16 protein-coding genes and 2 pseudogenes are annotated in these 11897 nt (G+C 34.4%); 7 read left to right on the top strand and 11 right to left on the bottom strand.

Annotated elements, in window-relative coordinates; all coding sequences use genetic code 11:
• Positions 1 to 75: 75 nt before the first annotated feature.
• The 4 genes from JNUCC25_RS08305 to JNUCC25_RS08290 form a co-directional block, all read right to left on the bottom strand.
• Positions 76 to 747, bottom strand: coding sequence for an HAD family hydrolase (locus tag JNUCC25_RS08305; RefSeq protein WP_025601773.1), 672 nt, complete (start codon positions 745 to 747; stop codon positions 76 to 78).
• Positions 748 to 915: 168 nt separating this feature from the next.
• Positions 916 to 1440, bottom strand: coding sequence for a hypothetical protein (locus tag JNUCC25_RS08300; protein ID WP_454223086.1), 525 nt, complete (start codon positions 1438 to 1440; stop codon positions 916 to 918).
• 585 nt (positions 1441 to 2025) lie between these two features.
• Positions 2026 to 2193 carry a hypothetical protein gene (locus JNUCC25_RS08295; protein ID WP_253880731.1) on the bottom strand — a complete coding sequence of 56 codons (168 nt, stop codon included), beginning with the start codon at positions 2191 to 2193 and terminating at the stop codon, positions 2026 to 2028.
• Between the two features lie 140 nt (positions 2194 to 2333).
• On the bottom strand, positions 2334 to 2798 hold the full coding sequence (locus JNUCC25_RS08290; RefSeq protein WP_454223084.1) for a hypothetical protein: 465 nt from the start codon (positions 2796 to 2798) through the stop codon (positions 2334 to 2336).
• 236 nt (positions 2799 to 3034) lie between these two features.
• On the opposite strand from JNUCC25_RS08290, the gene JNUCC25_RS08285 reads away from it, so the two are divergent.
• Positions 3035 to 3229 carry a hypothetical protein gene (locus tag JNUCC25_RS08285; protein ID WP_013056341.1) on the top strand — a complete coding sequence of 65 codons (195 nt, stop codon included), beginning with the start codon at positions 3035 to 3037 and terminating at the stop codon, positions 3227 to 3229.
• Between the two features lie 121 nt (positions 3230 to 3350).
• On the opposite strand, the pseudogene JNUCC25_RS08280 reads toward JNUCC25_RS08285, so the two are convergent.
• From JNUCC25_RS08280 to JNUCC25_RS08270, 3 genes and pseudogenes are all read right to left on the bottom strand, one after another.
• Positions 3351 to 3491 (bottom strand): annotated as a pseudogene (locus JNUCC25_RS08280) (type 1 glutamine amidotransferase domain-containing protein); the annotation flags it as partial.
• A gap of 26 nt (positions 3492 to 3517) precedes the next feature.
• The gene (locus JNUCC25_RS08275; RefSeq protein ID WP_035439286.1) at positions 3518 to 4042 is read right to left on the bottom strand and encodes a GNAT family N-acetyltransferase; all 525 of its coding nucleotides are present in this window, start codon (positions 4040 to 4042) and stop codon (positions 3518 to 3520) included.
• Positions 4043 to 4061: 19 nt separating this feature from the next.
• The gene (locus tag JNUCC25_RS08270; protein WP_029324290.1) at positions 4062 to 4514 is read right to left on the bottom strand and encodes a MarR family winged helix-turn-helix transcriptional regulator; all 453 of its coding nucleotides are present in this window, start codon (positions 4512 to 4514) and stop codon (positions 4062 to 4064) included.
• 114 nt (positions 4515 to 4628) lie between these two features.
• Here JNUCC25_RS08270 and JNUCC25_RS08265 point away from each other — a divergent pair, with 114 nt between their 5' ends.
• Positions 4629 to 5273: a YczE/YyaS/YitT family protein gene (locus tag JNUCC25_RS08265; protein ID WP_013056338.1), complete on the top strand. Its 645-nt coding sequence runs from the start codon at positions 4629 to 4631 to the stop codon at positions 5271 to 5273.
• Positions 5274 to 5382: 109 nt separating this feature from the next.
• Complete coding sequence (locus JNUCC25_RS08260; protein WP_029324288.1) at positions 5383 to 5883, top strand: GNAT family N-acetyltransferase; 501 nt, start codon at positions 5383 to 5385, stop codon at positions 5881 to 5883.
• A gap of 51 nt (positions 5884 to 5934) precedes the next feature.
• Here the strand turns inward: JNUCC25_RS08260 and JNUCC25_RS08255 are convergent.
• From JNUCC25_RS08255 to JNUCC25_RS08245, 3 genes and pseudogenes are all read right to left on the bottom strand, one after another.
• Positions 5935 to 6577 (bottom strand): annotated as a pseudogene (locus JNUCC25_RS08255) (SAM-dependent methyltransferase).
• A gap of 144 nt (positions 6578 to 6721) precedes the next feature.
• On the bottom strand, positions 6722 to 7171 hold the full coding sequence (locus tag JNUCC25_RS08250; RefSeq protein WP_029324286.1) for a GNAT family N-acetyltransferase: 450 nt from the start codon (positions 7169 to 7171) through the stop codon (positions 6722 to 6724).
• A gap of 51 nt (positions 7172 to 7222) precedes the next feature.
• Positions 7223 to 7795, bottom strand: coding sequence for a GNAT family N-acetyltransferase (locus JNUCC25_RS08245; RefSeq protein WP_454223082.1), 573 nt, complete (start codon positions 7793 to 7795; stop codon positions 7223 to 7225).
• A gap of 285 nt (positions 7796 to 8080) precedes the next feature.
• Here JNUCC25_RS08245 and JNUCC25_RS08240 point away from each other — a divergent pair, with 285 nt between their 5' ends.
• Complete coding sequence (locus JNUCC25_RS08240) at positions 8081 to 8827, top strand: phosphorylase family protein (RefSeq protein WP_454223080.1); 747 nt, start codon at positions 8081 to 8083, stop codon at positions 8825 to 8827.
• A 243-nt stretch (positions 8828 to 9070) separates the two neighbouring features.
• On the opposite strand, the gene JNUCC25_RS08235 is transcribed toward JNUCC25_RS08240, so the two are convergent.
• Positions 9071 to 10339 carry an MFS transporter gene (locus JNUCC25_RS08235; protein WP_029324280.1) on the bottom strand — a complete coding sequence of 423 codons (1269 nt, stop codon included), beginning with the start codon at positions 10337 to 10339 and terminating at the stop codon, positions 9071 to 9073.
• A gap of 420 nt (positions 10340 to 10759) precedes the next feature.
• On the opposite strand from JNUCC25_RS08235, the gene JNUCC25_RS08230 reads away from it, so the two are divergent.
• From JNUCC25_RS08230 to JNUCC25_RS08220, 3 genes are read left to right on the top strand one after another with little or no spacing between them, the layout of a single operon-like run.
• Positions 10760 to 10954, top strand: a complete 195-nt coding sequence (locus tag JNUCC25_RS08230; protein ID WP_253880729.1) for a hypothetical protein — start codon at positions 10760 to 10762, stop codon at positions 10952 to 10954.
• Positions 10933 to 11361, top strand: a complete 429-nt coding sequence (locus tag JNUCC25_RS08225; RefSeq protein WP_253880727.1) for a Type 1 glutamine amidotransferase-like domain-containing protein — start codon at positions 10933 to 10935, stop codon at positions 11359 to 11361. The genes JNUCC25_RS08230 and JNUCC25_RS08225 overlap by 22 nt, the downstream gene beginning before the upstream one ends.
• Before the next feature lie 38 nt (positions 11362 to 11399).
• Positions 11400 to 11834: a hypothetical protein gene (locus tag JNUCC25_RS08220; RefSeq protein ID WP_253880725.1), complete on the top strand. Its 435-nt coding sequence runs from the start codon at positions 11400 to 11402 to the stop codon at positions 11832 to 11834.
• The last annotated feature ends 63 nt before the right edge of the window (positions 11835 to 11897 follow it).

Here is an 11897-nt window from a genome sequence, read left to right as displayed (position 1 = left end):
TTTATGTTTCAACTTCAGTAGATTTAGGTCTATAATTGAGACATTAACCATCTATAATGGTTATGTAAGAGGATCTTAGATTGACAAGCTACTATTTATGTTAGATACAATAGTTTTTAACTCCTTCAAATCATCTATTACCACATCAGCCTGCGCAAGTTCAGCTTCTTGAGCAAAATCAAAATTACACCCCACTGCCATTAAACCATTATCCTTTGCAGCATTGATATCAGATAGGCGGTCTCCTACTACTGCAGCGTATTTGATATCGTATTTCTTTATAATCGTTTTGACTAACTCTCCTTTATCGAGAGTTTGGATTTGTTGAATACTAAATGTCTCTGTCACCCAATTATTCAAATCGTAATGATCTACAATCGCTTCTAAATATTCCCTTAAACCGTTACTTGCTATGTAAATGGAACAATTATTTTCTTTTAAATAGCTAAAGACCTCTTTTACATTGGGATATAAAGCACCCTTCCCTTTTCTTATATTCTCCACTAAGCTTTTCAAAAAATAGTCATCCGTATACTTTCTCATTTCATCTGAATGAATAGGTAATAAAGCTTCCCATACTTTTGGTAAAGGTACACCCATAATCTCACGATACTTATCAATAGGAGTGCCAGTATCCCATTGATTGAGTGCACGCAAATGGTTAAAGGTATCATCAAGTGATAATTCTAAAATCTTATCTGTTTGAAACAGCGTTCCATCCATATCAAAAATCAGTGATTGCAACATTAAGTATCTCCCTCTTTCGGCAGTATTAAATATGTATTTATATATAATACCATAAAAAGGAAAACCTGCAGTTGTTAAAAACCATAATGAATGTTCTCAGCACAAAAAAGCACCTAATCATTTATAGGTGCTCTTTTTCATTTTGCAAATAGATCATTATTACTCATCCTAATTATTTATTTTTTGAACCAAAATACCTCCAACTTTACTATTATCATCTAAAGAAAACTCAATATTGAGTTTATGGTTTTTATCAAAATAACCTATTATTGTGGCTCCGGTATCTTCTCTTTCGTAATAATTTTCTCCGTATACCTTACTGACATCTTGTTTGCTGTCACCAGTATGTATTCCCTTCTCTGTAGCATACTTGTCACTAAGCAAATAATATCTGCTGACTTTATTATCTGCAATTTTAAATTCAGCGTCATACTTTTCTTTACTTTTTCCGTAAATGTAGGTAGTATACGGAGGTTGTTCTGTAACCTCTATAAATTTTGGTTTCTTCTTCAAACCAATTGCTATGTCATATTTAGAACTTCCTATTGATACTGACTTAACGTTTTCTGATTGAAGGTTTGTGCTTTTGGTGCTTGAATAGTATTTTTCTTTAGGTGTAGAAGATGGATCACAGCTAGCTACTAATAGTAAAACGAGTAGAAAAATAAACACAAAATAATTCTTAATGCGCACTGTTAGACTCCTTTATATCGTTTGTTTTTACTCTGACTCTCAGCATTTTCTAATCTATTAACTATTTTTCTTTTGCATATACAAGTCAATCGAATAGAAAACACTAACTGCAAAGTAATACATGGCAAGTATAGCTAACGTCTCATAGACAGATTCCGCAGCGCTATTTTTCACAAAAGAAAAAACAGTACGCACTACAAAGAAAACGATAGGATAGACTATAAATAGAGAATTAAATTTACGATTCATAACAACACAAAATCCCTTTATTTGGGTATTTAAGATTATTATAACATATAATTTTCTTTTTTATTTCTCTCCTACGTATTCCATAGGTTTTTCATTTACATAATACTGTTTATCAACATTACAACATCAAAAGAAATTCTTATTAGTAGGTCTTCTTTTGATTATCCCTTGTTTTCGATTTCTTATCTAAGATGAATTTTAAATGACTACTAAAGATGAATAAACCGCAGATAACCATCAACCAGCGCGTAATCCCTTGATTTATAGGATCAAAAAGGTTTAATAAAGAGCTATTCCTAATCCTGATAACATAGCTAGATAACGAAAAATCAAGTCTCATACCGCTACTGTATGCAAAGATACCCATTTCAGATCTCCTCTAGCAAGACGAAAAGAATCGTACCAGTTTTCAGTCGGTACCAATAAACTTTTATAAGAAAGTTCCTTTTTCTTTAAATTTTTGATTTCCAGAATAAAATCTAACATATTTTCTTCCTTAGGCACTTGAACAACCCGCTCTATAAATGTTCCATTAGGATTTTTTCGTTTTATAAATTTTTCCCCTCTCTATTTCTAACTCGGGCCGCCCCCTCATATTCCTTCCCCCTGTGTATTAACAAATAATCTCAGTGCTAAGTAGAAATCTATAATTGGTTCAGTAATTCTTCTAACTTTTCTTCAATATCAGCTTCTAAACGATTTTTTGACAAATCATACAAAGTGCCTGACCCTTTAAAATACCCACCAAAGTAATACCACAACTGGATGTAATAAACATATGCATCTTCTTCATCTGTAAATCCATCAAAGTTTATTGCCACTTGGGAACGATATTCTTTTTCTAAACACTGCTTCGAACTTAGATTTGGCAGTTGGTCGCCATCAATATCTCGGCACACCCATATTTTTAAGTTCTGCTTACCATCACGTTCAAATTTACTTCTATATTTGTGCTGAAGACTTTTGCAGTATGCCTCTCCTACTTCTTCCAACTTCACTATATCTCTTTTTAAAGTCTCATTTATTTCACTCTCAGGGACTAAAATGTATTTGCCATCTGCTTCCTGATCCTGTTTATCCATAAATAGCTTTTTCAATTTATCAAACAAGCTTTTCCCACCTATCTAAAAAAAGAATATAAGCATGTTAAATTCGACTAAAGGAATCTCATTTCCTTCCCTGAACTGCGTTTAGTCGCCATAACTAATATAATATCAGCTACTTCCTTACAAGTAGATTCTTTTCCTGGAGTGCTGATTTTCTGACATACTTGTAATTCGATATTTTTTACAGTGAGCACATATGTTAAAGTGTAAAGTAGTGAAGCGAAAGGAGTAACAACAACATGGCTCAACGAATCGTCAATATGTTTTTATCTGTTTTAGCTGCTTATGGAACGTTAATTCTAACGAAACACATGAGTATTGCAGATAATATCTTTGTGACACAGATTGTTCGTCTGATCATTTGTATTGTGGCTGTTATCATTGTGACAGGAATTACTACATACATTTTCAGAAATAAATCTTCTAATAAATAAAAGGGCAGCTATTTAGATAGCCGCCCTTTTTGTTTTCCTTAATTCTCATTTTATTTCACCCTAAAGAAATGGGGATGTCTCAATCAATCATGAGACATCCCCATTAAGGTTATAGATACTTTTATGCGTTTAAAGCACGTACAAATTCTTTTGCGAGGCTGATTGTAGACTGTGGATTTTGCCCTGTTAAAAGTTTTCCGTCTACTTCAATATGATCTGTCCAATTATCTTTTGCAATAAACTCAGCGCCTAGCTCACGAAGTTATACTTTATTTATCTTTTAAAAAACTATAAAAGTGTTTTAACCATAATAAAGTCTATTTGTTCTTCGTCTCCCATATAAAACGAGTGAGATCCAGTTTGAACAAATCCCTGTTTCTTGTAAAAAGCAATCGCATTTTTATTTTTTTCCCACACGCCTAACCAAATTTTCTTTTTATTAAGTGTCGTTGCTATCTCTACTGCTTTATTAAATAAATGTTTACCAAGCCCTCGTTTTTGAAAGCTGTTACCTATATAAATTCTTTCAATTTCAAGCGCTTCTTCCCCCATCTCTTCAGATTGAGCATCATCCGTATTAACCTTTAAATAACCTGCAATTTCATGATTAACATACATAAAAAAGAATTGCGAGGACGTATTTGATAGTTCTTTTTCTAACTGTTCGACTGTAAATGCTTTTTCTAAATAAGCTTTCATGTTTTCAGGTGAATTTTGATCTTTAAACGTTTCATTAAATGTTTTGTAGCTAATATTTTGAAGGTGATTTACATCTTCAAGAGTACATTTTTTTATATCCATCATCACTGACATGCGCCTCTCCTTTATATCATCAATAATTTCTCTTGTTTCCTTTTTTGACATACTCCCAATCTGTTTCTATATTTTTTCTTACTCTTTGAACCAGCTTAAGAATGGTATCTGCTTCTTCCTGGGTAAAACCTTCTAATGCCACTTTATCCGAATAATCATTTTCTCTTTTTATAAACGGATATACGTTCTTCCCTTTTTCAGTGGGAAAAAGGTTTTTATTTTTTTTATTGTGGAGATCGTCTTTCTTCTCAATAAAACCATTCATTTCAAGCTTTTTTATAGCCCGAGCCGCTGTTGTTCGATCTACTTTTATCATCTCAGCTAACTTTTCTTGAATGATTCCGGGATTTTCACATATTCGCACTAAATACAAATACTGCCCCTTAGTCAGGTCATACTCTTTAAATTCTATATTACTAATTGAATCCAATGCTCTTGCTATCATTCCAATTTCACGCAGAATTTCACTCATAAATATCTCCTTTGTACATATTTTTGTTGCAAATACAATAAAAATAATATAAGTTTAATGTACCTTGAAATAGTTGCATTTGCAACAAAAAAATGAGTAAAGGGGCTGATTACAGTGAAATATGCTATTTATGTAGGAGGAATTTTACTATTAACTCTGGGAATTGCTTTGACGATCCAATCCAACCTAGGAGCTTCACCTTTTGATGCGCTTTTAGTTGGACTATCCCTAAACGTAGGTCTTAGCGTTGGAAGCTGGGAAATTATACTTGCCTGTGTTTTAATTTGTGGTAATGCCCTTTTAAGCAAACAAAAGCCGGAAGTACTGGGACTGTTAACAGCATTCATAACGGGTCTTGGTATTGATTTATGGCTTTTTTTATTACAGAATTGGGCTCCCTTTGAAATGTGGTACAGCAAATTATGTTGTTTTGGAATTGGCTTAATCATTATAGGTGTAGGAACCTCAGCCTATTTACATACAAATTTTGCACCCATTCCAATTGATCGCTTAACATTAATCATACAAAAACTAGTTAAAACAAATTTATTTCTCGCAAGAACATTGATTTACTTCACATTTTTACTAGCTGCGATGCTTTTAAACGGACCAATTGGTGTAGGAACGTTATTAACCGTGTTTTTAGGCGGCGTGCTGCTTAATTTTTTTATGCCCATTACTAAAAGAGCATTAGACTGCATATTACCAAAATCTCATACCTCACAAAATCATATTCAAGATAACAAGCGTTCCATATAGATACATTTTTATTACTCAACTATCATAATATATTTGCACCATAGTACTAGATATAATAAGAGCAATGAGGAGGAAACATTTAATGAAGGAAAGGAGTTATTATTAATCAATGATTGTATTGTATGAAGATAAGTATAAAGAAGCAGTTATTCAACTAATATTGCATGTACAAAATGTAGAAGCTGGTGTAGGTATTAGAGTTGAAGAACAGCCCGATATTTTAGACATTAAGTCAAACTATCTCCATACCGGCGGTAACTTTCGGGTAGCTTTGAATGATAAGCAAGAAGTAGTAGGATGTATTGGGTTGCAAAAGAAAACCAATGAAATAGGCATATTAAAGAAATTTTTTGTATACAAGCACTATAGAGGAAAAGAGTTTGGAATAGGAAAAAATCTTTATGCTTCTTTACTTCTTTTTGTGCAGAAGCACGGGTTTTCTAAAATTATTTTAGATACTCCATCTCAAGCTACTCGATCACATAATTTCTATAAAAAAGCTGGGTTTAAACAAGTGGCCAAAAAGGATCTGACAGTTCAATATGATTATCCAGATCGAAACTCTCTTCTTTTTGAGCTAGATTTATCTAGCAAACAATTACATAATTAAAACGGAGAAAGCAGGTTTCCAGTTAGAGACCCGCTTTCTCTGTGTGATTATCTATTTATTTGCCTCAGCTCTAATAATAAAACGATGTTGTTTTACGTCAAAGAAACCTTTAGACTGTATAATTCCATGTATGTTATACAACCCTTCGATATATGTTTCTACATCAAAATTAGGAACTTGCCAAGGAATTGCCTTTAAATAAAAGACGAGCGCTCCGATATCATAAAATCTCTGTACAGGAAACTCTTCTTTGCAAGAAATGACGTTAAAAGAACTTTGTTTAAGCTCTTCTATTGCTTTCTTTAAATTCCAGTTGGAAAACTCTTTATTTATTGGAGCCCCTATACATTCATTGATTCGTGAACAGTCTAACCCGCCTACTTGCTGAGTGAAGAACGTGCCTTGGGTTGATAAAATTCGGTGTACTTCCGAAGCACAAAAAGATTCGTGCTGGTTCAAAATCAAATTAAATGTATCATCTTTAAACGGTAAATTTTCGTCTTCAGTTCGTTCAACAACTTTGACACCAAGCGGCATTAGAGTCTTGAATAAGACGAAAAGCTTCACTTCCGTATGACCACGAAAGCATGTCGCTATCCATACGACCAGTACGAGTAATAATAGAAAAATCCCATCCAGTAAAATCAACAATTGTATTGTTTACAGCGTTTAAAAAATGTTTGTCCGTTATCATATTAAACTCCTCCTTTTTATAGCTAGCATTAATCATCTATCCTAAACTAGTAAAAGGCGGACCACGGACATATAGACAGCGTTGTTATGTTTCATGTGCTAACGTATTCACACTAACCGCTCCTTTATTAAAATTACGTATGCTTCATTTGTTTGTCCATTCATATGTAATATCGGGTAGTTTCTCTTCGTTTTCACATCCTCTTTTTATAATACTGAAGCCGTGTTTCTCGTAAAACCTCTGGGCATTTTTATTTCGTTCAAATGTACTTAATATTAATTTTCCATTTGATTCTGTCTTGGCTCTTTCGAGTAAACGCTGTCCGATTCCTCCTCCTTGATAATCTACATGAACGTACAGTTGGCTAATTTCGTCAGCATGATAAGCAATCATTCCTACTATTTGTTCATCCATTAACGCTAATTCAATTTTATAGTGTGCTGACAATATATGATTTAAAAAATAGACATGACGGTCAAAACTGTGCATTTCCTTTTGTTCAATCGCTTTTTCTTTACTATCTCTCCACATTTTTACCGTTTGCTCAGCAAATTGAGGATGATAGTGAACAATATCAACATTAAAATGGGCCATACATTTTCCCCTTATCTGTCATTATGCTATATGTATTCTTAATAACGATGTCTAGATATTCCCTTCATGTGGTTGAAGCCTGTCAACATCTTGTTTTAATAAAGAATACATGTACAAATCATTAAATTTTCCACACGTAAATTCATAGCTTCTTAATAGGCCTTCTTTTATAAAGCCATTCTTTTTTATTAATTTTTGTGAAGCAGCATTAGTAGGCTCTATTAATGCTTCAATTCTCCGCAAATTAAAATGTGTAAAACCATATTTTATGACAGCCTCCAATGCCTCATTAGCAATCCCATTCCCCCAGTAATCTTTGCTTAGCTCATATCCAATTTCTGCACGGCAATGGTTATGAACTCTATTAAGAAACCCGCAGCTGCCAATAATGTCGTCTTGTTCTTTAAGAGTAATACCCCATCTTATTCCAGATTTTTCGTTTAAGATCGATTTATACCACGCAATCTCATTTGAAGCATCCTTAACCGTTGTAAAAGGCTCTAGACCGTAGTGTTTCATTACTTCTTTATCGGATAGGTATTTTAAAATATTGCCTGCGTCTTCTGCTACAATTTCCCTTAGGATAAGCCTTTTTGTTTTAATTATGGGAAAATAATTTGACACCTGTACCTTCCCTCCTCTTATTCATTCATTAACTAAACGGAGCTTTTCTCACAGCTTTATCTAATTTAAATAAGCGTTAGTAAGGAATTTCTTTTATTATTGGTGAATTCCTTTTTTAGTCATAAATATTTGTCAAAAACAAGCAAAAAAGCACACACAACTTCATTTCCAAATCAGAACCGTCATTTATTTTGTAGTTGTTCGTTTTAAAAATTAAAGGAATAAAAGCTAGTAATGAAGAATTCTTCTCCAACTAGTCTAAATGAAAAGAATAAGGAGAACGATATGAAACTATATGGGGATTTTGAAAAAGAAGATTGGCTAAACGTATTAAATTTATCTGAAAAAGAGCTGCCTAATGCATTTATTATTCATGGTGAGTGGGAATTCCAAGATAATATAAATTTATGGAAAGAGATCTTATCTACTGATATTCATACGCCTAAATGGAACACGGTAATAGGTAAGTTCAAAAACAGAAATATAGGATTTGCGAATGTATACGGCAGTCCGATGGCGTCAAACATTGTACATCAATTTGCTGGCAGCGGAACCGACTTATTTATTCAAACGGGATATTTTGGAGGTTTATCTTCTACTATACAATATGGCGATATTTTAATTGTATCTGCAGCAAAAATGCAAGATGGCGTATCACACTGGTATTTACCAGAACAAACGCTTGTAGAAGCTAACAAAGAGTTAGTGGAAGCCGCCTGTAGGTATTGTGAACAAAAAGGCTACAGCTATATAAAAGGACATGTGGTCAGTATGGGTGCCATGCTGATCGAGACGCATGACATGGTAAAAGAATGGTCGCTTGCAGATTTTCTCGGGGTGGATATGGAAACAGCTACCACTTTAGCCATTGCTCATAAATTCAACAAGCGCGCTGTCGGCTTATTAAATTTATCAGATCTCCTTCTTCACGGTGATACTGTTTATTCGTATACAAAGGACAGAGAGTTCATAGAAAGTGAAACTGATAAAGCAATTCGCGATGTGGCTCTTTATTTAAGTAGTAAATTCTAATAGCGTGCTGTCTTATAAAAATTTTTGTATTACTGATATGAGTAAAATCTATTTGGAGTAGAATGCTCAGTTATACTATTCTTTTTAGAAGTATAGCTCTATATGACTCTAAAAAATGGGATAGACTAAAAAAGATAACCACTTATAAAAGCGATTATCTTCTGCCTGCTTGAAAGTATAAAAATGAACCTTATAATAAAGATATGAATTTTTCTGCACTGTAAATGAAACAGTCATTGTGAATTAAGAAGCATTCAGCACGCTCTGCTCCTTTTTTCCTTTTTCTTTAATTAGTAAGACACCTAACAACCCCATCATTGAAAACAAAATGGGAATCATAAAAGCATAATGATACCCGATGTGCAGCGAGCGTTCGGGAAATAAATCCAGAACATTTCCGAAAATACTAGGTAATAATACGGCGCTTAAAAAGCCTCCCATATTGGCAAATCCTGATACAACTCCTACTTCTTTTACGGAGAAGGATTGACGTACTACGGCAAATGTCAAAGCGCTTGCCCCGTTTCCAAAGCCGATGATAAAAAGCAAAATAACGACTAGCATGAATGAAGGTTTCACGCCGGATAGTAATAATCCAGTCCAGCTAAGCACCACAATAAGGTGAATAAGTGAATAGATTTTTTTAATGGAATTTAACCTGCTTGTTATCCAGCTGATTAAAGGGCCACCAATCATAGCGCCAAACAGACCATACATAATAAGCTGACTTGCATCAGCGCGGGATAAATGGAACACATTCATTCCATAAGGAACTCCCCAAGAACCAATAAAACCGATATATGTACCGACTACACCAAAATGACAAAGAAATGTTGCCCAGGCTTGGCGAGTCGTCATCACTCTCCTTAGGATCCCCCATACGCTTTCCGGAGTCTTAACAGAGGATTTATTTGCTTTAGCATCCTCTTGAAATAATCGTTTAGGTTTTATCACTAAAACGACATAAAGCAGGTAGGATACCGCCATTAAAACTAGACCTATGCTAAGAAAAGGAACTCTCCAGCCTGAAAATGAAATCCACATAGACAAAGGCACGGTAGCTGATAATGAACCTAAACTTCCTACCAGCCCAATTAAACCTAATAGCTTTACAAACTCATTTCCCTTAAACCACTGACTTAAAATTAACACTAAATTCACAAAAATCATTGAGTCTCCCGTACCGACTAGTAAACGAGAGAAAATTAACACATATTCGTTAGGAGCCGTGCTGTAGATAAGACTTCCTATTCCAGTTAAAAGCGACCCTATAATCAAAAATCGATTGGGACCGTATCGGTCAGAAAGTAAACCAATAGGAATCTGAAGGCCTGCATATGCTAAAAATTGTATACTAGTCATTAACCCTATAACAGATGCTGAAACGTGAAAATCTTTCATTAACTGTTCTGTAATAAGTCCAGGGGCTGTTCGTTGACTGACAATCAAATAATATGCTAATAAAGCGGTTCCAAAAACAACCCATCTGTAACTACTTTCCTGTTTGTTCATTTTGACAGATCCTCTCATGTATAATTTTTTCTGCGTAGAAATGCTGGTATAAAACGTTTAAGAGATGAAGATGTTGATAGAATGAAGGTCTATTTGATAAATAAGGCGCTATTGCGGCCAGATCTTCTTTTTATCCTTGTTTTTCCTTTCTATCATAATTTTAAGTTTTTAAACGTTATTTTTCAATGAGGGATGTAATCTTGTATACCTTTTGCAATTTTCTTTTCACTATTAGGCATCCGAGTTAGAGTCGTTCTCGCTATTTTTCGGGTGTAAAAACCTTAATAATGACCCATAAATAACCTATATTAGACATAGAGCTTTAAAAAAATTCTTCTTTCACTGTTTTGCCGGTGTTCAATAAGTTGGTATAAAACTTGCATGTTCAACTATGAACTCCTATTAAAGGAGGAGAACTTTATGAAAAAAGCTGAACGTAAAAAAACATTAAAAAGCAGGTCATTACTTGTGCTGTTCTTGCGGCATCTCTTTTACTTCCAATCTCCACTTCCGCTGCTTCTGCACCTTACACGTTTTATCAAGTCGGAAGTACCGCAGACAAAGCGACTAGTACAAGCTTTGGACAAGTCTATATGGGAGGAAGCACCGATGTAGATGAAGCGTTCAAATGGATGATTCAAAAGGCAAACGGCGGAGATTTTTTGGTTATAAGAGCGACGGGTACTGACGCCTATAATTCATATATCTATAACCTAGCAAAAAGTATAGGTAAGCCCCTTAACTCTGTTAGCACAATTGTCGTTGATGATTTAATAAGAGCAGGCTCAGACTCTTCTTTGATTGATAAAATTAACAAAGCAGAAGGTATTTTTTTTGCTGGAGGCAATCAAGCTGATTACGTAGATTTCTTAGAAGGCTCCCCGGCTCTTACAGCATTAAATAACCGTATTACGCAGGGCATTCCTTTTGGAGGAACGAGTGCCGGCACCATGATTCAAGGTGATCACATTTATGATTCTATCTCAGCAGGCTCTACAACTTTAGATTCGAAACAGCGCTAAACAACCCGTATAGTTCTCTTATTTCTTTTACAGATTATTTGATTCAAACACCGCATAATAACAACATTCAAACAGACACTCACTTTGAACAACAAGATAGAATGGGGCGCTTTTTAACATTTCTTGCACGTAATATCCAAGACGGAGAAGAAACTGGAACAAGCGCAAAAGGAATTGCTGTTAATGAACAGTCAGCACTGTTGGTAGAAAAAGATGGTTCAGCTAAAGTAGCAACACAGCCAGGCTCTACAAATGCTGCTGTTTATCTGGCTAAAACAAATAAGGCGCCTACTACTTGTATAAGCGGTCAGCCTCTGACGTTTAATAATATTTCTATCTATAAACTATTTAATGGCAGCACTTTTAATCTTTCCACTTGGACAGGTTCTGAAGGATTAGCTTATACTTTAAACGTAAACGGCGGTGTTATTACTTCTTCTACAGGAAAAGTTTACGGCGGAAATCAGCCGTAAACGCCGAGTTTATGACTACATTATTTTATAAAAAAAGGGAAGCTTAATTAGTTAAGTTTCCCT

This window comes from Priestia sp. JNUCC 25 (assembly GCF_053667915.1).
Note: the sequence above shows the minus strand (reverse complement) of the source record. Positions and strands in the feature narration are given on the sequence as shown.